This window comes from Pseudomonas sp. App30, from assembly GCF_047947025.1.
In the GTDB taxonomy this organism is placed as follows: Bacteria; Pseudomonadota; Gammaproteobacteria; order Pseudomonadales; family Pseudomonadaceae; genus Aquipseudomonas.
In genome coordinates, this window is sequence record NZ_CP133165.1 from 5,367,090 (window position 1) to 5,387,030 (window position 19,941).

A 19,941-nucleotide genomic window follows, 5' to 3' on the forward strand; every position below is an offset into this window, starting at 1 on the left:
TGGCTACTGAAGTCTTATATGTGACTGCAGCGCCATACTTTGGGCCTCATTACAGTTTCATACAGAGTCTCGCTCTGATTTTTCAGTGAAAGCCTGAATTTTAGAATTATGGGTCGCGCCTGCCTTTGCCCGGGTCGGGATGACAGGCAGTGCGGTCTTCCATTAAGATGCAAGGTTTCCAAGAAAGAGTGTGGGTAATGCCTGGAAGATCAGTAAGTGTCGCACTAAAGGATATAGTTCAGGCAACCAAGCGTTACTCGCTGGTTGGAATGCTGGGGTGGCAGGACGTAAGGCAGCGCTACCGGCGCTCTGCGCTTGGGCCGTTCTGGCTGACCATCAGCATGGGGGTCATGATTGGCACCATCGGCGTGGTGTTTGGGGAGATCTTCAAGACCCCGCTGCGCGAGTTCCTGCCGTTCCTGGCGGCGGGCATGATTCTCTGGTCGTTCATCTCGTCCGTGGTCAACGATGGTTGCATGACGTTCATCGCCGCGGAAGGGGTGATCAAGCAACTGCCGCTGCCTTTGTTCATACACGTCATGCGGATGACATGGCGAAATATCCTGATTTTCGGCCACAACATCGTTATCTACCCGCTGGTGTTGTTGGCAGTTGGCAAGCCTATAGGCTGGATTGCACTGCTAGCCATTCCAGGGTTCATGCTTGCGGTGCTTAATCTGGTATGGGTGGCACTGTTGCTCGGTGTATTGTGCGCACGTTACCGTGACCTGCCACAAATCATCGGCAGTGCGTTGCAAGTTCTGTTCTACCTGACGCCCATCATGTGGATGCCCAGTCTGCTCTCGGGCAAGGCCAACCTTTATCTTCTCGATTGGAACCCTATTTACCACGTTATTTCGGTGGTGCGTTCGCCGTTGATGGACGAGGTTCCAACTGCCCTTAATTGGCAGGTTTCCGGTGCGATGGCAGTGGTTGGATGGATCGCCGCCGCTTTGATCTATGGCGTATACAAGCGTCGCATCGCTTACTGGTTATAAAGAAGAAAATAATATGGCTTCTATTGAATTTCAAAATGTAAGTGTGGATTTTCCAATTTATAACGCCAGTGGTCGATCACTGAAAAAACGCTTGATCCAGGTTGCCACCGGCGGCCAGCTGGGCTCCGACCCTAATGGACGAGTAGTTGTGCGGGCATTGGAAGGGTTGGACTTTACTCTTAACGACGGCGACCGGGTTGGCCTGCTCGGTCATAACGGCGCGGGCAAGAGCACCTTGTTGCGCCTGCTCAGCGGTGTCTACGAGCCGTCCAGTGGTACCGCAGTCATCAAGGGCGATATTGGGTCGCTGATCGATATTTCCCTGGGCATCGACCCTGAGGCAACCGGGCGCGAGAATATCTTCCTGCGGGGCGCGCTGCTGGGTATGTCCAAGAAGGAAGTCGCCAGCAAAATAGAGGAAATCATCGAGTTTTCCGAACTGGGCGACTTCGTCGACATGCCCCTGCGTACTTACTCCACCGGCATGCACTTGCGTCTGGCCTTCGCGGTATCCACCACAGTGCGCCCGGAAATTCTGCTGATGGACGAATGGTTGTCGGTAGGTGACGAAGGTTTTCGGCATAAGGCCGAAGCGCGCATGACCGAGCTGGTCAGCGCCACAAATATCCTGGTGATCGCCAGCCACTCCCGTGACCTGGTCATGCATACCTGTAACCGCGTGATTTGGCTTGAACACGGAAAGATCCGTATGGACGGCGATCCGGAAACAGTTGCAGCCGCTTATTTTGGAGCTCATTGATCATGGCAAAAAACCTTGGTGCAGCGTCTTTTGAACTGCTTTTCTCCGATGTCCGCTACCTGGAAATGACGCCCAAGCGGTTGACTGAAATCATCAGCTGGCACGAGCACATTCCGTTTGCTTTCTGGTTGATCAGCAAGGTCCAGCCGTCCGTGTTCGTCGAACTGGGCGTGCACAAGGGCGACTCCTACAGCGCCTTCTGCCAGGCGGTGGAAGCGTTCCAGTTGCCGACTGCCTGCTATGGCGTCGACACCTGGAAAGGCGAGGAGCATGCAGGCCACTACAGCGAGCAGGTGTACGAAGAGTTTTCCGCCTACCACGCCGAACACTACGCCGGCTTCTCGCGCCTGATCCGCACCACCTTCGACGATGCCCTGCAGTATTTCGAAGATGGCAGCGTTGACCTGCTGCACATCGACGGTCGCCACGGCTATGAAGACGTCAAGTATGACTTCGAATCCTGGCGCCCCAAGCTTAGTGATCGCGCCGTTGTGCTGTTCCACGACATCAACGTCAAGGAACGTGAGTTCGGCGTATGGAAGTTCTTCGCCGAGCTGGAAGAAACCTACCCGGGCAAGACTTTCTCGTTCCTCCACTGCAATGGGCTTGGCGTGCTGGTGTACGGCGACAAGGCCTGCGCCGAGGCGCAGGAATTGGTTGCCCTCGATGACCAGGCACGTGGCTATGCACGCCGAGTGTTTGCCTCGTTGGGCAAGGTCATCGGCAAGCAGGCGCCCAAGGTTGTTTATGTCGACCCGCAGCTAGCGGCCGAGCGTGAGGCCCAGGAGGCAGAGTTCGCTCGTGTGAGCGCCCAGGCCGCCGCCGCTGACGCCGCTATTCAGGCCAATGGTGTCAAGGACCTGGAAATCCAGGGCCTGAGCCAGCAGGTGCTGGACCTGAAGCTGCGTGTGCGCCAGGTCGAGATCGAAAATTACCGTGCCCAGTTCCAACTGTCGTGCAAGGTACTGGAAGGGCAACGCGCGTTGGCGGAGAAAGATCGCCAGTTGGCTGAAATGCGCGGCATGGCTGGCGCCCAGCTTTCGGCACCAGTGCGCTCGTTCTCCTATTCCCTGCAACGGGTCAAGCATGCGCTGCGCTTGATGGGGCCAGCCCTGTACCACGGTGGCGGCGTGCGTAGCACTGCCCAGAAGGCCCTGCGCCTCTACAAGGCAGAGGGCTTCGCGGGGATCAAGCGTGGTTTCCGCACTGTTGCGTCCATTCAAACCCAGCAAAATCGGGTGTAAGCACATGCGGATCACGACAGAAGAAAGCTTCATCAAGGCCATGAGCTGGTACAGCCCCGAAGCGCCTCAGGTTTCAATCGTGGTGCTGAACTTCAACAAGGCCAAGCTGACCATCGATTGCCTGCAAAGCCTGTGGGAATATACCCAAGGCTACCGCTACGAAATCATTGTGGTGGATAACGGCAGTCGACCAGACGAGTTTGCCATCCTTTCCGACTTCAAAGGCTGTTACAAGCTGCTGCGTCTCGACGTGAACCGCTACTTCGGCGAAGGCAACAATATAGGTGCCGAAGCCGCCAAGGGCGAGTTCGTGGTGTTCATGAACAATGACGTCACGGTAACTTCCAACTGGCTGCCGCCGTTGATGGAACCGTTCGAGAAGCATTCCGACTGCGGTGCCACTGGCCCCAAATTCCTGTACCCCAACGGTATGCTGCAGGAAGCTGGCGCGCTGATGGACGAGCATGGCGGTTCGGTGCAGATCGGCAAGTTCCAGGACCCCAAGCTGCCACAGTTCAACCTTGGTCGTACGGTTGACTATGTTTCCGCCGCCACGGTGGTGATGCGCAAGGAAAAGTTCGAGGAGATTCTGGGGTTCGACTTTATCTACGAGCCGGCCTATTACGAAGACGTCGATCTTTGCCTGAAGCTTGGGCAGATCGGCTTGAAGACGTACTACATTCCAGAGTCGTGCGTGGTTCACCACGAAAATGCCACAACCGCAGACCCGCGTAATAGCGCGCTGCTGAATAATATCGTGGCAGTCAACCAGAAAAAATTCGTGGCGCGCTGGGATCAATTCCTGAAAACCGGCGTGCACCTGGACTTCCATCCGAACGACTTTCCGGTCATTCGCCCGGCAACTACCGCTGGCGCCAGGACAGCGGCGATCTACACGCCTTACAACATCAACCCCGGTGGTGGTGAGCGTTACCTGCTGTCCATTGCCGAGGCCCTGATCGGCGCTGGCTACCAGACCTGGCTTGTGACCCCGGAGCGCTACTCGTTGCTGCGCATCACCAAGGTGGCTGGGATCTTTGGCTTGCAATTGCAAGGGCTGGCGATCATCACTACCGACGAAGCCGAAGCGATGCAGCCCTTTGATGTGTTCGTGGCCATGGCCAACGAGATCGCACCACCGATCGCTGCCCTGGGCAAGAAAAGCTTCTACTGCTGCCAATTCCCGTTCCCCTGTTCAGACCAGGAACTGGAGCGCCGTCGGCCATGGCTCGAGGGTTTCGACGCCTACATCCTCTATTCGGAGTTTGTAGAGGTCAACATCCACAAGCAACTGCGCCTGCACAAGTTCCCCGAAATGCCGACGCATATCATTCGTCCTCCCGTGGACATGCTGCAGGTGTCGGGCGAGAAGAAGCGCGGCAGTATTATCTCGGTGGGTCGCTTCTTCACCGGTGGCCACTGCAAGCAGCAACACATGCTGATCGTCGCGTTCCGCCGCCTGATCGAAATGGGCATCGATGCAGAGTTGCATCTGGTGGGTTCGTTGCCATCCGAAAGCCAGCACCGTGAGTACTTCGTGGAATGCCAGCGCCTGGCCCAAGGGTTGCCAGTGCACTTCCATGTGGATGCGGCGACGGAAGTGCTGGTCGACCTGTATGCCGAAGCCTCGGTGTACTGGCACGGTGGCGGCTATGGCGTGGATACTGACGTCGCGCCGGAGAAATGTGAACACTTCGGCATTAGCGTCGTCGAGGCCATGTCTGCCGGGGTTATTCCGGTCGTGGTCAACAACGGCGGCCCGGCTATCTCGGTGCAGCACGGTATCAGTGGTTTCTGCTACGACACCGAGAACGAGTTGATCGAGCACACCATGACTATCTTGTTCGGTGAAGACGACAAGATTGCGCAGATGCGCGAGTGCGCGCAGGTCCGGGCTCAGGACTACTCGAAAGAGGTATTCAGCGCATCGTTCAGTGAGTTTTTGCAAGCGTTCGAACCTGTGGCGACACAAGCACTTTCGGCGGCACAGTAACCGGAAGTTGCCAGTTACTTCTATCTGACACGCAGGCTGGCGGCCGGCGCGCGTATCGAGCAGAAGGCATCTGCCGCGCCGCCGCCCGCCGTCTTGCCAGGATCTTTTCGACCTTACTGGTCGCTAGCGAGCCCACCCAATGATTTCAGTTAACGCAGAGGGCGATAAGGATTTGAACATGGAATTGATTCCCGTCATCTTGTCAGGTGGCGTAGGCAGCCGGCTGTGGCCGGTGTCGCGGGAGGCGCATCCCAAGCCCTTCATGACGTTGCCGGACGGTCAGAACCTGATCCAGAAGACATTTGCCCGCGCTGCCCGCCTGCCGGGCGTGCGTGAAGTTCTCACGGTCACCAACCGCGAACTGCTGTTCAAGACTGAAGATGAATACGTGGCGGTGAACAAGGCGGGGCATGCCCAAAGCTTCATCCTCGAGCCCTTTGGCCGCAACACTGCAGCGGCGGTGGCGGCGGCGGCCATGCACCTCCACGACGCCCACGGGCCGGACGTGCACATGCTGGTGCTGGCCGCCGACCACCTCATCAGCAACGAGCAGGCGTTCTCCGAAGCCGTGGCGGCTGCGCTGAAGCTGTCGGCAGAAGATTGGCTGGTGACGTTCGGTATCGAGCCCCAGTACCCGGAAACAGGCTTTGGCTATATCGATGCTGACAAGACGCGACCCCTGGCGAGCGGTTTCGGGGTCGCGCGCTTTGTTGAAAAGCCGGACCTGGCAACTGCCCAAGCCTACATTGATGCAGGCCATTACTACTGGAACTCGGGCATGTTCTGCTTCCGTGTGGGCACGGTGCTCGAGCAGCTCAAGCAACATGCTCCCGAAGTGGTCGAAGCAGTCAGCGTGGCCCTGGAGGCTTCGCGTCTTGTCTCGGGCAAGCAGTACAGCTGCCTGACCCTGGACCCGCAGACGTTCGGCCAGGTGCCGGATATCTCCATCGACTATGCGCTGATGGAGCGTTCGCAACGCGTCGCTACGGTGCCGTGTGATATTGGCTGGAGCGATATTGGCTCCTGGAACGCGGTCAGCGAACTGACCCCCGCCGATGCCAACGGTAACCGCTTCGAAGGGGAGGTGCTGTGTCAGGACGCGCGCAACAACTACGTCAACAGCGAAAGCCGCCTGACTGCCCTGGTAGGCGTGGAGGACCTGCTGGTGATCGACACGCCAGACGCGGTCCTGATCGCCCACAAGGACCACGCCCAGGACGTCAAGGGCATCGTCGGCCAACTCAAGGCTAACGGACATACCGCTCACCTCCTGCATCGTACCGTCCATCGGCCATGGGGCACCTACACTACGCTGGAGAACGGCGAACGCTTCAAGATCAAGCGGATCGTGGTCAAGCCCCAGGCGTCCCTGTCGCTGCAGATGCACCATCACCGCAGTGAACACTGGATTGTGGTCAGTGGCATGGCCGAGGTCGTCAACGACCAGCGCACCATGATGCTCAACACCAATGAATCGACCTTCATTCGTGCTGGCCACACCCATCGTTTGAAGAACCCGGGGGTTATCGACCTGGTGCTGATTGAAGTACAGAGCGGGGATTATCTGGGGGAGGACGACATCGTCCGCTTCGAAGATAACTACGGTCGTGTGGAGCAGTAATTGAACCGAATGCCTTTTTGGTTTTCGTAATGCTTCGAACGCCAGGCCCGCAGGCCTGGCAATCCTTCATTTTGCCGCGTGTGGCCGGGTGGCTGGCGCGGCATTTCAGTCGGTGAGCTTATGTACCCTCCAGTCAAGACCCACTGCTTCAAAGCTTATGATATTCGCGGCCAGGTGCCGGATCAGCTGGACGAAGACATCGCCTATCGCATCGGCAGCGCCCTGGTGGTCGAGCTTCAGGGCAAAAGCTTCGTCGTTGGCCGCGATGTGCGGTTGGAAAGCCCGGCCCTAGCCAGTGCGTTGATTCGTGGTATCACCGAGGCCGGTGCCGACGTTATCGATATTGGCCTGTGCGGCACCGAGGAAGTCTATTTCGCCACCAGCCACCACCAGGCGGATGGCGGCGTGATGGTCACTGCCAGCCATAACCCCAAGGGTTACAACGGCATGAAGCTGGTTCGTGAACAATCACGCCCCATCAGCGGTGACACCGGGCTGGACGCGATTCGTCGTCGCGTAGAGGCGGGCGACCTGGCCCCTGCCGGCGCCACCCCAGGCGTGGTTCGTCACGCCGAGGACAAGACGGCCTACCTTGATCACCTGATCGGTTACGTTGACGTATCCGCCCTCAAGCCACTGCGTATTCTGGGCGACGCCGGCAATGGTGCGGTGGGGCCAGCCCTGCAGGCCCTGGCCAAGCGCCTGCCGTTCGAGTGGGTGTTCATCAACATCGAGCCCGACGGCCATTTCCCCAACGGCGTACCTAACCCACTGCTGCCCGAAAACCGTGACCTCACCCGCCAGGCCCTGTTGGACAACCAGTGCGACCTGGGCCTGGCCTGGGACGGTGACTTCGACCGCTGCTTCTTCTTCGACGCAGACGGCCGCTTCATCGAGGGCTACTACCTGGTCGGGCTGTTGGCCGAGATGATGTTGCAACTGCACCCCGGCAGCAAGATCATCCACGACCCGCGGCTTACCTGGAACACCATCGATCAGGTCCGCGAGGCGGGTGGTGACGCCATCCAGAGCAAGACCGGCCACGCGTTCATCAAGGAGCGCATGCGCGCCGAAGATGCGGTATACGGCGGGGAAATGAGCGCCCACCACTACTTCCGCGACTTCGCTTATTGCGACAGCGGCATGATTCCCTGGCTGTTGGTGACTGCCCTGATGTCACGCACCGGCAAAACCCTGGCCCAGATGGTCGACGAGCGCATCGAGTCCTATCCTTGCAGTGGCGAGATCAACTACAAGGTCAGTGACGTCAAGGCCACCCTGGCCCGCATCCTCAGCTTCTATGAGGCGCAGTCGCCGGCGATCGATACTACCGACGGCCTGAGCGTGGAGTTTGCCAACTGGCGCTTCAACGTTCGCGGTTCCAACACCGAGCCGTTGCTGCGGCTCAACGTCGAGACTCGTGCAGACCAGCCCCAGGTCGCCGTGCGAGTGGCCGAACTCGAAAAACTGATCCAGGCGTAACACTGGCAGGCACCGGGCCGCGAACTTTGGGTCGCGGTCCGCGTTGCCCCGGCCATCGCGAAGTCCCCCCGTAATTGAGGTTTTCCATGCTATCCAGATTGGCCGGGATGATGGCCACGCCGTACCGTCTCGTCCGGCACACCTTGCGCAGCCTGCCCGGCAGGGTCCAGCGCAAGGCGCTCAGAATGGCCCGTGCGGCCTTGATGGTCGCCGTGGGGCCCATTGTCCGCAACCCTCGCGCCCGCCATGCCCTTCAGGACCTGTGCCGTCGCCATCCCGGGCTGTATCAGAAAGTACGCCTGTTTGCCCACCGCCGCGGCTTGCTGGCTACCAGCAAAGGGCAGGGGCCCAACCTGTACGGCGGCAACATGCTGGAGTTTGACCCGCGCTACCTGCCCCTGTCGCCTCAAGCCCAGGAGATTCATGCCCAGTTGAAGCAGTTAATGCCGACCAAGGATGGCCAGTAATGCGTATTGTCATCGACATGCAAGGGGCCCAGACCGGAAGCCGCCTGCGCGGTATTGGCCGCTACACGACGGCCCTGGCCCTGGCCATGATCAGGCACAAAGGCGATCACGAGATCATTCTTGCCCTGAACGGCCTTTTCACTGAGACCCTGGATGACCTGCGCGATACCTTTGCCCAAGTGCTGCCACCGGAGAACATCAAGGTGTGGTACGCGGTCGGTCCCGTGCACTCCTTCGACCCGCAGAACGACACCCGCAAACACAACGCCGAGCTGATTCGTGAAGAGTTTCTGGCCAGCCTGGAGCCTGACATGGTGCACGTCACCAGCCTGATCGAAGGTTTCGGTGATGATGCCGTGCACAGCGTCGGCCTTGCCCCGTTCAAGATACCCACGGCCGTCACCTTCTACGACCTCATTCCGCTGATTCAGAGTGACACCTACTTCAAACCCTACCCGGACTTCGAACGGCTTTACCGGGAAAAGATCGGCCACCTCAATCGCGCCGACCTGATGCTGGCGATCTCCGAGTCGTCGCGGCTGGAGGCCCGGGATTACCTGACCCTGGGCGAGGACCAGCTGGTGAACATCTCGGCGGCGGTCGACGATATATTCCAGCCGCACGCCTATACGGAAGAAGCGACCCAGGCGCTGCAGCAGAAGTACCGCGTCCGGGGGCCGTACCTGATGTACTCCGGCGCTACCGACGATCGCAAGAACCATCTGGGGTTGATCAGCGCCTACGCGCTGCTGCCTCCGGCATTACGCACGCAATACCAGCTGTTGCTGGTAGGCGGCTTGCCTGATGTCCATCGTTTTCACTTTGAACAGCACATTCTCAAGTGCGGCCTTAGTCTGGACGATGTCATCATCACCGGGCGTGTCAGCGATGATGAGTTGGTGCAGTTCTACAACCAATGCGCGTTGTACATATTTGCATCACTGCACGAAGGTTTTGGCTTGCCGGTACTGGAGGCCATGTGCTGTGGCGCTGCGGCAATTGGTTCCAACACCACCAGTGTGCCCGAAATCCTGGTTGACCCCCGGGCCCTGTTCGACCCTACGTCGCCTCGGTCCATGGCCGACAAGGTCATTGAAGTGTTGGGGGATTCCCGACTGTATGAACAGTTGAAAGCCAACGGCCCCATCCAGGCGCGCAGGTTCAGCTGGGATATCAGCGCCAGGCGCACCCTTGAGGCGTTCGAACAGTTCCATGCGCGTACTGCAGGGGCGCCACCCCAGGGGCTCGGGGCTGCCGCCCGGCGCACCTGGTTGCTGCAGGAAATTGCTGCCAGCAGTGCTTCGTTTTCCGAAGATGAGATGCGTGGCACCGCGCAATCCCTGGCGCTGCACACGCCGGTCGCTGAGCGCCAGCTGCTGGTGGATGTGTCGGGCCTTGCGCCTGGGCAGCAGGTCATCGCGAGCCAGCAGGCCGTGCAGGCGCTGCTGATGGCGCTGCAGGCCCAGCCGCCTGCCGGCTTTGTTGTTCGGCCGGTCATCGCCATGGCGGAAACATTCGGCTACCGCTACGCCTCGGCAACTGACGTGCCGGGCGCTGATGGCGGCCCGGTGGATATTCACGCGGGAGACTTGTTCCTTGGGCTCGCCCACAATCCTGAAGCGCAGGTGGCGCAGGCGCCTTTCTATCGCTTTCTGCGTCGCGCCGGCGTAGGCGTGTATTTCATGCTCTACGACCTGCCGCTGCTGGAGCATCCGCGTGGGGCCGAGTCGGACGCAAGCTCGATAGCGGAGCGCTGGCTGCACTTGAGCCGCTACATGGATGGTCTCATGGCTACTTCGCAGCCGGCCTTGAACGCGTTTGGCGAATGGCACCACAGCTACGCAGCCAAACGGGTTCGGCCGCTGCGGGTAGGGCTGATGCCGCTGGCTGGCGATGGCGCTACCGCAGCGACCCTGCCCGCGCGCCCCTGGCAGGAAAGCGTGGCACTGTTGAACGCCTTCATGCTGGAGTAGTACGGCAGCGCACCTGCCGTTACCCGGCAGGTGCGCCCATCAGACACTTTCTGAAATAAAAGTCGCCATTCGCTGGCGAGCCCCCGTTTTTACGTCTATCACCTATTGGTCTCGCGCGCAGGTGCATGCTTTCGGCCCAACTGCCGCCTCGCACCGTGCGTTAAAAAGGAATGAAGACCGTAGGGGTAAGCGATTCGCATGGGTATTACGCGATTAGTAGTCAGCAGTCTGTTGAGTCTTTCGTTGCTGTGGTCGTTACAGGGCAGTGCCGCCCAAGCAAACAACACGGCACCGCAACGTCCGGTGTTCCTGCACTTCTTTGACTGGTTCCACTTGCCGGAATGGCAGGAACAGAAATTCGTCGACCCGCCTGAGTGGAAGTATCTGGGCATACAGGGTGACGACCGCGCATCGGAAGACTTTTACTACCGGCAGTTCAAGTACATAAAGTCCTTGGGTGTGACTGCCCTGGCGTGGGAGTACTACATTCCCGGTGGTACCCAGCTCACGTATCCATCCGAAGTTGCCCTGCGTGCCCTGCGTCGCAGCGGCTTGAAGATTGCGCCGTTCTACGATTGGGAAATTTGCGCCAAGGTGCGCACCGAGTTCAACTCCAAACGGCTGCCTACCTTATCCACGCCGGGCTCGATCAAGCCTGACCTGGATACGGTCAACCAAATTGCCCAGGACCTCCAGCAGTTCTACGACAAGGTCCCCGCGGACCTGCGGGCGGTGGACACCAAGGGCCGTGCCGTCAACTTCGTCTTTGGTTACGGCTTTGACGACAATCAACCGAACCCGGCAAACTGGAAACAGTTTGGCGACGGCCTGGTCAGCCAGGTCAAAACATTCACAGGCGTGGAGCCTGCGTTCTACTGGACCGCAAAGAATTCAATCTTCGAAGAGCACCTGTTTCTCCACCACCGTGACAATTTCATCCCCTTCCATTTTGTCCTCGACACGCCGCAAAGCCAATTCGGTCACGATTCGGTCACCTGGAACTTTGGCTTCGATAACCTGGGCGTGCTGCGCCGCGACGGCCTCCAGCGGGTAGTACGCCAGGACAAACGCTATATTGAGGAAATGGGCTGGCTCAGCAATGCCGCAGACCCTTCGCTGCTGTTTATCTATAGTTGGAACGAGCCGTTCGAAGGCTCCATGCTGCTGCCCACGCAACATTGGGCGGACACCAAGGCGCGCCTCGCCAAGGCATTGATCCAGCGGATGAATGCCCACGACGAGGCCCCACTGCCCAAGACCCTGCTCATCGTCGACGACCTGGACCAATACTGGTCCAGCCGCAGGGATGACTGGCATCTATCGATCCTACGGGACATGTTGTTGTACAGCATGCGTCGGTTTGCCCCCCAGGCTGATGTGCGCACCGTAGAGGAAACCAGCCCGAAGCTGCTGGATGCCTATCCCTACATCATCGATGCGTCGTCACAGAAAGGCAGCAGCCTGCCAGGCTGGTTGCTGGAACGCATGGCCAACCACCATATCCTGGCGTTCGCGCCCTTGGCGACGTCCAATGGCGGTGCGGTTGCCAGTTATTTTGCACAGTTGTCTGACGCCCCTACCGTTAACGCCGAGGTGGCTGTCCCCGACCTGCAGACCCATATCTTCGTGCGCGACGACGTCATCCACGCTATCCCCTGCAGCGAGTGCAAGGCCTTGGCCAACATCACTCTGCCGGGGGACACTCAAGCTACCCCAGTGGTCATACAGCGCGGCGATGATATCTGGGTGAATGCCTACACCCCTGACAACAGCCTGCTCGCCAAGGCCTTCAGTGCCTGGTATCAGCGGCCAATGAACACCAGCATTCTTTATGGAGAGGGGCTGGCCAGTCAGCGCCTCGAGGTAAACGGTAAAACTGGAGCAATCACGAAAAACACCTTGGCACGGCAGTCGGTGAATGGCCATTGGGCCATTCCCAAGGGTATAGATTGGTTCAAGCCGCCGTTGGATATTCCCGATCGTTATTACCCGTTTGTGTTTGGACAGGAATGAAATAAAGGGAAGTTAACCATTCATCGCTAGAATAACGTTCGCACGATTGCGGGCGTTTATAAGCTAATGTTTTGAAAGAGTTTTTGTTAGAAAGCTTTCTACGGGAGGCTGCCTAGGCACGGTAGCGCGGTTGTTTTTGCCGTGCTAACGTGGCGCATTGTAACGGTTTAATTATAAAAATACCGACCTATAGCGGGGTGAAGTAATGGATGGCTTCAGCTGTTGCATCTGTGGGCTCGAGCAGAACTGGGGTGAATCGGTTCATCGTGAAATGAACATCTGTTCGGGGTGCGGCAGCAACTCTCGATTTCGTGGTTTGATGCTGGGTGTGATGCGCCATGTCATCCACGACGCGACGGTACCACTATTACAGCAGCCCCCACGCGATGACATAAAGGCAATTGGCGTTTCCGATAGCCAGTCCTATGCGCAGCTACTGGAAGCCAAACTGAGCTATACGAACACCTATTACCACACCGAGCCGTTCCTGGACTTGTGCAATGAGCAGTCGATTTGCACCTATAGCGAACTTGATCTTATTGTGTGTTCCGACGTAATCGAACACACCAGCGAACGTCCCCACGTCACCCTGCGGCACATGTTCCGAATGCTCAAGCCTGGCGGCACGCTGATTCTCTCGGTACCCACCTATACCTTCGCAAAAACCCTGGAATGGTACCCCGACGCCCAGTCACTGGAAGTACGTAACCTGGATGGCAACTACAGTGTTCACTGGACAGACGCCATGGGCCAGTCGCACGTGAACACCAGCCCGTGCTTCCACGGCGGCCCTGGCAGCACCCTTGAAATGCGCCTGATTTCCCACACGGAGTTGCTGCAACTGGCGGCCTACGAAGGCTTTGCGGCACAGACCCTGGAATTTGACGAGCAGGCCGGCTACGCCTGGCCCGTGGTGCCTGAATACCCCGGCATCGACGCCGCCATGGACGGCCGCGTGCTGGTGCTGCGCAAACCGCTATCGCGGTACGCAACCCCGCTGCCGGCAGTGGTCCACCCCATCATTGACCCGGCGGTGCTGGAGCGTGAACTGATCGAGGCAGAACTTGCGCAGATGCGCCGTCAGCTCGAGGAAAAGGATAGGGAAGTGCAGCTGTTGAGGCAGGGGTTGGAGGTGCTGCAGAGTTCTACGAGTTGGCGGATTACGGCGCCGATTAGGGGGTTGAGGCGGGTGATTGGTTAGCTACTGGTTGAAGTATCTCGATAATAGGAAAGGTCGCAAAGTAATGGCCCAAGGGGTTGTTTGGGCCATGATTCGCGCTAATTTTATAATAGGTATTTTATGATGCTATTGTGAGTTTTTTTGATGTTTTAAGTTCGACATTAAAGTATGTATTTGTGGCGAGGACCGTTACGGGTGACGATTGGTCTTGAAGGAAGCTATGGTCTCCCTTGATTTCCATAAGTACCTTGAAGCCACAATCAATATTCGCGGTAGGGTAGGCTTTTACCACGTCGGGGCGATCCATTCGTTCAATTCCCACCATAGAACCAAAATCAGGTTCAACGGATATTTGGATTGGGTCATTTGACAGCGGGTCGAATACCCAGCCGCGAATTTCCAAGGTGCCGCTATCTAGCCTTATGACGTCGATGTGATGATGCGGTGACGTGGCTTTTCTACGAATCTTTTGAAGATGGTCAATTTGCAAGCCGCTGAGCTGAAGAGAGTATCGTTGTATTAACTCAGGGTTTGTGGAGAGAAGGTCGAGCACATGATTGCATTTCGCATGAACGAAATCTTTTGCTTCTGCTAAAAGGGAACTCAAACCACACTCGAGCAGGAAATCATCATATTGGTGATTGTATGTTAGTGTACGTGATTCGTTGAAAGTAATGTGTTGCTCATCAGAGTGATGTTTCGGGATGTAGCCGGCTCGATTAAATTTGAAAATATGATTGTCGTTCACATGAACGCGTCCACGCATAAGCGAGGCAGTATACTCGGTTTGAGACCGATGAACAAAATGGAAGATGAAAAAATCTTCAGGCTCCATCTGGGTCTTGTTAAAGTACTCCTTAGACACCTTTTGGCGGTGTTCCTGTTCTGGATCTGTTTCCGCTAGTTCGGTACCGTCGGGAAGCAGGAAAATCCCATTGGTAATTTTGCTATTGTGAATGAGAACTTGATTAATTCTGTCGGATATTTTGAGTATTGTCTTTACGTGTCGATCTTTGCGCACAAAATATTCATTTTTGATGATTCGTTCGAAAACGTCGCGCGCATAATCCGGAGTGTCGATGAACCACTGAAGAGAAATTGCGTCTGCATCTAATCGAGATGACAGAAAATCGTGGATGGAGACGTCTGGAGCGCTTGACATCCAATATTCGTCTAAGTCTAGGAAAAAGAGATGAGTGAACTCTCCCTTCGCTTTTGTTTCTTCAAATATTTTTTTGTAAGCTTGAGTTTGAAAATTTAGCTCTTTGGTTTTGCATATTTCTAAGAGTTCATCGGCTTCTTGTAGCGCAATTCTTCCGGGATAAGCTTCGCTTATTTTGGCTATCATTGCTCTAGAGTTATCAGTGGTGCCGTTGATCCAAATCTCAATACCGTCGAATCCGCATTTGAGATGGTGGAAGATCCATTGAGGGATGTATGCTGCTTCGTTCTTGGCAATGGCCGCTAATTTTATTTTCATACTTTATCATCGCTTCCAGTATTAATGGTGGAGCGCAGCGTGGCGCCAGTGGTTAGATAAAAGGTACTCGCCCGACACAGCTAATAAGTTTACCCCATTTCAAGATTTCAGTCTCGTTAAGAGGGGTAGAATGTAGTCGGGATTCGGGGAACCCAAGCGCCTGCCATTTGTCTTCTGGGTGCAGGATGTGAAAAGACGCTAGCCCTAAATCGCCAGGAATTTGGGCGTCAGCTACAACGTTATCGCCGACGTGAATATAGGAGCTAATGTTTTCGGAAGATAGGTCGGATTTCACCATGTGCCACATGGTTCCATTGTCTTTTCGTTTCTGTTCTTCGCTGGATACAAGAAGTCTAAACGGCACACTGACGCCAGCTTTTTTCAACATAAGGCCGACTTGTGTTTTGGAGTAATAAGTATCCGAAATCACCCAAAGGATGTGCCCAAGGCTGCCTAGGTGGTTGAAAGTGTCAACCATTTCATCTTTTGCACAAATCAAGCTCAAATCAAGCTCGAATTCGCGATTCATAAGATGTAGCGCATCCAAGTGGCTGTGCTCCAGGAGGTTGCATACTTCGGCATAAATTGCTTCCAGGCCAACATCTCCTTGGAAGTTGGAGCGTTTTCGAAGATTGAACTCAGCCGAATTGCGAATCTCTACAAAATGTGCAGCTGAAGCAACAATGTTGTTAGCTTCTAATTCCTTCCCGAGAAGAAGCTTTGCATAGTCGGGGACGGTGTGTTCGCGGCGTACTAGAGTGTCGAAAACATCAAAGCTGATGATGGAGAAGTTCCTTAGTTGGCTTGTTAGGCCCTCCATTTGCCCCTTGTAGTTCATTGTTGTATAACTATCATCTGTGGTGAACTTTCCGGATGATGGGTGGAAAAAGAACTGTTTGTATTTATTTTTCTCGGCTATCGCCCCAATGATCCTTTCTAAAGCATGAAGCATGGATCCGTCATTTGGGAGCGGTTCTGGTGGAAATGAATCATACGTAAATGGTTGGTCCAGTAGATCTTTGAGCGCGGCCGGTCGGGCCCAGAACATCCCACCGGCAGGATAACTCAAGAAGCCTCTATGCTCTTTCAGAGAAAGCGTTGTTTCCCACTCCCGCATGTGTCCGCTGTTCATAGTTACATGGTTTACCCATGAAGGCATCATCCAGTAAGTAGTTGGATAATAAACACCTAGGTCATCATGAGTTGAGAAGATATTGAGAAGTCTCGTGATTATGTTGGAGTCTTTCAGCATGTACTCGCAAAGGTAATCCGCCCAATGAGTCTGTTCTCTGCCGGAATATAGTGATTTCTTCGAGTGTAGATGGCAAAATAGATCGTAGTGCTTGAGAGCTTCTGCGAACTCTACCAGCAGCGGTCCAAAGTTCCTTCCTCGATTAGGTACTATTCGAACTGTAACCTTTTTAACTTTTGGGTGGTTTTGGAAAGTGGAAAGAACTTCCGCTTCGTGTTCTTGATGGGCTAGTGTGACATACACATCCACACTGATGGGAAAATGATCAAGAGCTTTCGCGAATTTCTCTATGTAGTCTGCATAAAAGATATGCAAACAAATCGCTACGTTGAGCGTGGCAGAAGTTGGCGATAGCCAATTGCCGCTATCTAGCTCCTTGCTGGGGGTCCAGCGATTTATTGCAGGAACGATGGCTCGGCCCTCTTTTTTTCCCGAGATAATATAATGGTGCAGAGGACTCATACGTGCGTGATGCACATCAAGGTTTGCGCGATGATAATGTTCTGTGTCAAATTTTGTTGAGGGGTTGATTGACGAGAACTCTGACTTTTCCAGGTAATCAGCGAAAGCGTCGAAAGCGCTGGTAAAATCTTTTTTGTATGTTTGGCCATACCAGGCTGGATCAAATAGGCCAAGCTTTAGGGCAGCAGAAAGCAAATGATTTATATCATTGGTGCTTTTCTTTGTTTTCACTAGGGCCTTAGGGAAGGGCGAGTGGCCTCCGTTGAAAGCTATCGCGCTTTGTCCGTAGTTTTTTGTGAAGTGCTTTAATGGATTTATTCCCAATGCTGAAACTTCGGGGTGCAGCTGGCGATAGTTTGTAAGGGAGAAATCATCCTTTGTCATCCGATCTTCTTTGAAACCGTGGGTGATGAAGTGAAGGAAAGGGTGAGTGTTTAATGCATGAATATCTGTATTGCTTTTGAAGTAGAAGATTGTATTGAAGCAGGGGTGCGGTTCGAGACCGGATTTCCAACCTTCAGTTAAGTAATGTTTTATGACTTCTTTTGCGTCTATTCCAATTTTTTTTAGCTGGTCACGGTAGAATTTTTTGTCAAATGCGCCGCTGGATTCAACTAGTTTTATATAGTCGTTGATGGTCATGGTTTTGACGTTTTTGTGCGTTGTCATAAAAGTTGCTTTCAAAAGTATTGTGGGGAGATGGGTTAAAGACCGAAGACTGCAGTGGCATTCAAAATACCATTCCCGGAAAATTCATCATCTATGCTGAAAAGGTGTTGAACAGCTTTGGGGATGGCGCTCGGGGAGCAGGCAAAAGCAGAAAATATCTCCTCAATTTCCTCGATTGAATATTCAATTCCGCTCTTGAAGCCGGCTTCGACTCCGTCCACGGCTCCTTGAAAAACGACATCGAGATCCTGGAAGTGACGTTGCGGTGCCGCTAGGCGTCCATAGAAAAAATCTAACTGCCCGTTAGATTGAAGTCGAATGTCTACGACCTGCCCGTGAGGAGCCGTCATGATGCACTCAAGCAAAAGAGATCTTTCAAGCATTAGATAACCGGCCTGCCAGTTAATATCTTCCCGAAAAACGCCCTTCATACGAGCTAAATTTTTTCCTACTTTTGCACCCGAGGCATCATTGGCAATGAAGTAGAGTCCATTCGTGTTTTTGTTGATGAGGCCGGTCAGCATCTTTTGAATGGTGCCTGCGTAGCCGATGTCCAGCATTAACGATTCTGGTCCGGATCCCGATACACCGGCTTGGTCCAAATACGCCAGAAGTCCCATCTTGGTGGGGTGAGCGAATTCGGCAAGTCGCTCCTCATGGGGGGCTAACCACTGTTTAACCTTTTCAAGATCCTCTGGAAGAGAAAGCTCGAAGTCCAATAGCGTCGATGGGAGGAGCGCATACGCCTCGTGAAACTGGATGCCAAAGCGCTTCATCAGCAGTTGGAGTACTGAGCCTTTAAAGCGATTTTTTAGCGTAATATCCCACGCGTCAGCGTTGCCGAGTTGGCTGCGGAATAAAAGTGTGCGTGAAACGCGAAGGTAAATCGGCGGGAAATCAAGTTTTATCAGGTTTTTATCTTGAAGTCGGGTCAAGAGCAAATGCAATACCCAGCCTTCGCGTGCAAGGCATACAGGAATTTTATTCTTGGAGTTTTTAACAATCTGCCGGGTATAGTGGTTTAAAATAGGAGCTAGAAAGCTCATTCCGAATTCGTAGAGTGATTTGTGGCTTATGTTCATCGCTGATCCTGTAGTTTTGGAAGTGATTGTCTGGTTGCGCTAATCGCTTCCAAAGATGTCTCTGGTGTATATTTTGTCTCTAACGTCGAAAATTTCGCTGGTAGGTCGATTTGCAACGATAACGTCAGCCAGTGATTTGAATTCTTCAAGGTCCCTGACTACCTCAAAGCCATCGAATGTTTTCGCGTTCAGCGCGGGCTCATAGATGATGATTTTTAATTTCTGTGCCCTCAAACGCTTCATTATTCCCTGAATTGATGATTCTCGGAAATTGTCTGACCCGGCTTTCATGATTAAGCGGAAAATCCCTACTACCTTGGGAGCTCGCTTCACAATCGATTCTGCTATGAAGTTTTTGCGCGTAGTATTGGAAGCTACAATCGCCTGGATAAGGTCGTTTGGAATGGCTTCATAGTTTGCTAGTAGTTGTTTGGTATCCTTAGGTAGGCAATAGCCGCCGTAGCCAAAAGAAGGGTTTTGATAGTGGCTTCCTATTCTCGGGTCAAGTCCAATGCCATCAATAATTTGTTTTGAATTTAAGTTGTGGTGTTCCGCGTAAGTATCTAATTCGTTGAAGTAAGCGATGCGCATCGCCAGATAAGTGTTGGAGAACAGTTTTATAGCCTCTGCTTCTGTAGAGTCCGTAAGCAAGACGGGTGCATCTTTTTTGGCGCTACCTTGAAGTAGTAAGTTAGCAATGAGGGTTCCTGATTCCGTTTGATCCCCAACCACGATTCTCGATGGGAACAGGTTATCCTGCAATGCTCGGCCTTCCCTTAGGAACTCCGGGGAAAATATGATTTTTTGATAATTGAATTTTTGGCGCATAGTCTCTGTAAAGCCTACTGGTACGGTGGACTTTACAACGATGATTGCGTCGTGCTGAATTGCCAGTACGTCGGAAATTACCTGCTCTACCGACAGGGTGTTAAAGTAGTTTGTCTCTGGGTCATAGTCGGTGGGAGTCGCAACTATAACCACTGCGGCGTTTTTGAATGCGAGGTTTTTATCCGTCGTCGCGGTGAGACTGAGCTTTTCATTTTTAAGGTAATGTTCTGCTTCTCGGTCCGCAATTGGAGAGCAGCGATCATTTATCAATGCTACTTTTTCAGGCAAAAGGTCCAATGCATAAACATCGTTATTTTGCGCAAGTAAAATGGCATTTGAGAGCCCAACGTACCCCGTCCCTGCGATTGCAATCTTCATTGGATTCCTTCAGGGGCTAGCAGCGCGGCCTGCGGGCTTTGGGCTTTTCTTGTGCACCA

At 54.4% G+C, this 19,941-nt stretch carries 14 protein-coding genes; 10 read left to right on the plus strand and 4 right to left on the minus strand.

Annotated features, from left to right (window positions below):
* Nucleotides 1–197: 197 nt before the first annotated feature.
* From RAM80_RS24690 to RAM80_RS24735, 10 genes are all read left to right on the plus strand, one after another.
* Complete coding sequence (locus tag RAM80_RS24690; RefSeq protein WP_416423024.1) at nt 198–998, plus strand: ABC transporter permease; 801 nt, start codon at nt 198–200, stop codon at nt 996–998.
* Between the two features lie 13 nt (nt 999–1,011).
* Entirely contained in the window at nt 1,012–1,758 is a 747-nt protein-coding gene (locus tag RAM80_RS24695; RefSeq protein ID WP_416423025.1) for an ABC transporter ATP-binding protein, read from the plus strand.
* 2 nt (nt 1,759–1,760) lie between these two features.
* Nucleotides 1,761–3,002, plus strand: a complete 1,242-nt coding sequence (locus RAM80_RS24700) for a class I SAM-dependent methyltransferase (protein WP_416423026.1) — start codon at nt 1,761–1,763, stop codon at nt 3,000–3,002.
* Nucleotides 3,003–3,006: 4 nt separating this feature from the next.
* The gene (locus RAM80_RS24705) at nt 3,007–4,995 is read left to right on the plus strand and encodes a glycosyltransferase (RefSeq protein WP_416423027.1); all 1,989 of its coding nucleotides are present in this window, start codon (nt 3,007–3,009) and stop codon (nt 4,993–4,995) included.
* A 178-nt stretch (nt 4,996–5,173) separates the two neighbouring features.
* Nucleotides 5,174–6,616 (plus strand): mannose-1-phosphate guanylyltransferase/mannose-6-phosphate isomerase, encoded by a 1,443-nt coding sequence (locus tag RAM80_RS24710; RefSeq protein ID WP_416423028.1) that lies wholly within the window; start codon nt 5,174–5,176, stop codon nt 6,614–6,616.
* Nucleotides 6,617–6,736: 120 nt separating this feature from the next.
* Nucleotides 6,737–8,098 (plus strand): phosphomannomutase, encoded by a 1,362-nt coding sequence (locus tag RAM80_RS24715; protein WP_416423029.1) that lies wholly within the window; start codon nt 6,737–6,739, stop codon nt 8,096–8,098.
* 185 nt (nt 8,099–8,283) lie between these two features.
* Nucleotides 8,284–8,565 carry a hypothetical protein gene (locus RAM80_RS24720; RefSeq protein ID WP_416423030.1) on the plus strand — a complete coding sequence of 94 codons (282 nt, stop codon included), beginning with the start codon at nt 8,284–8,286 and terminating at the stop codon, nt 8,563–8,565.
* The gene (locus RAM80_RS24725; RefSeq protein ID WP_416423031.1) at nt 8,565–10,538 is read left to right on the plus strand and encodes a glycosyltransferase family 4 protein; all 1,974 of its coding nucleotides are present in this window, start codon (nt 8,565–8,567) and stop codon (nt 10,536–10,538) included. Before RAM80_RS24720 ends, RAM80_RS24725 begins: the two co-directional genes overlap by 1 nt.
* 231 nt (nt 10,539–10,769) lie before the next feature.
* Nucleotides 10,770–12,551, plus strand: a complete 1,782-nt coding sequence (locus RAM80_RS24730) for a hypothetical protein (protein ID WP_416423032.1) — start codon at nt 10,770–10,772, stop codon at nt 12,549–12,551.
* A gap of 205 nt (nt 12,552–12,756) precedes the next feature.
* Nucleotides 12,757–13,752 carry a class I SAM-dependent methyltransferase gene (locus tag RAM80_RS24735; protein WP_416423033.1) on the plus strand — a complete coding sequence of 332 codons (996 nt, stop codon included), beginning with the start codon at nt 12,757–12,759 and terminating at the stop codon, nt 13,750–13,752.
* A gap of 97 nt (nt 13,753–13,849) precedes the next feature.
* Here RAM80_RS24735 and RAM80_RS24740 read toward each other — a convergent pair whose 3' ends face one another.
* From RAM80_RS24740 to RAM80_RS24755, 4 genes are all read right to left on the minus strand, one after another.
* Nucleotides 13,850–15,211 (minus strand): glycosyltransferase family 2 protein, encoded by a 1,362-nt coding sequence (locus tag RAM80_RS24740; RefSeq protein ID WP_416423034.1) that lies wholly within the window; start codon nt 15,209–15,211, stop codon nt 13,850–13,852.
* A 52-nt stretch (nt 15,212–15,263) separates the two neighbouring features.
* Entirely contained in the window at nt 15,264–17,567 is a 2,304-nt protein-coding gene (locus RAM80_RS24745) for a rhamnan synthesis F family protein (protein WP_416423035.1), read from the minus strand.
* Nucleotides 17,568–17,629: 62 nt separating this feature from the next.
* Entirely contained in the window at nt 17,630–18,676 is a 1,047-nt protein-coding gene (locus tag RAM80_RS24750) for an HAD family hydrolase (protein ID WP_416423036.1), read from the minus strand.
* 39 nt (nt 18,677–18,715) lie between these two features.
* Nucleotides 18,716–19,882: a nucleotide sugar dehydrogenase gene (locus tag RAM80_RS24755; protein ID WP_416423037.1), complete on the minus strand. Its 1,167-nt coding sequence runs from the start codon at nt 19,880–19,882 to the stop codon at nt 18,716–18,718.
* Nucleotides 19,883–19,941 lie beyond the last annotated feature (59 nt).

What these genes read in the sequence shown, in the direction of transcription:
- RAM80_RS24690 (WP_416423024.1), top strand. Translation starts at nt 198, where the DNA reads ATGCCTGGAAGATCAGTAAGTGTCGCACTAAAGGATATAGTTCAGGCA.
- RAM80_RS24695 (WP_416423025.1), top strand. Translation starts at nt 1,012, where the DNA reads ATGGCTTCTATTGAATTTCAAAATGTAAGTGTGGATTTTCCAATTTAT.
- RAM80_RS24700 (WP_416423026.1), top strand. Translation starts at nt 1,761, where the DNA reads ATGGCAAAAAACCTTGGTGCAGCGTCTTTTGAACTGCTTTTCTCCGAT.
- RAM80_RS24705 (WP_416423027.1), top strand. Translation starts at nt 3,007, where the DNA reads ATGCGGATCACGACAGAAGAAAGCTTCATCAAGGCCATGAGCTGGTAC.
- RAM80_RS24710 (WP_416423028.1), top strand. Translation starts at nt 5,174, where the DNA reads ATGGAATTGATTCCCGTCATCTTGTCAGGTGGCGTAGGCAGCCGGCTG.
- RAM80_RS24715 (WP_416423029.1), top strand. Translation starts at nt 6,737, where the DNA reads ATGTACCCTCCAGTCAAGACCCACTGCTTCAAAGCTTATGATATTCGC.
- RAM80_RS24720 (WP_416423030.1), top strand. Translation starts at nt 8,284, where the DNA reads ATGGCCCGTGCGGCCTTGATGGTCGCCGTGGGGCCCATTGTCCGCAAC.
- RAM80_RS24725 (WP_416423031.1), top strand. Translation starts at nt 8,565, where the DNA reads ATGCGTATTGTCATCGACATGCAAGGGGCCCAGACCGGAAGCCGCCTG.
- RAM80_RS24735 (WP_416423033.1), top strand. Translation starts at nt 12,757, where the DNA reads ATGGATGGCTTCAGCTGTTGCATCTGTGGGCTCGAGCAGAACTGGGGT.
- RAM80_RS24740 (WP_416423034.1), bottom strand. Translation starts at nt 15,211, where the DNA reads ATGAAAATAAAATTAGCGGCCATTGCCAAGAACGAAGCAGCATACATC.
- RAM80_RS24745 (WP_416423035.1), bottom strand. Translation starts at nt 17,567, where the DNA reads ATGACCATCAACGACTATATAAAACTAGTTGAATCCAGCGGCGCATTT.
- RAM80_RS24750 (WP_416423036.1), bottom strand. Translation starts at nt 18,676, where the DNA reads ATGAACATAAGCCACAAATCACTCTACGAATTCGGAATGAGCTTTCTA.
- RAM80_RS24755 (WP_416423037.1), bottom strand. Translation starts at nt 19,882, where the DNA reads ATGAAGATTGCAATCGCAGGGACGGGGTACGTTGGGCTCTCAAATGCC.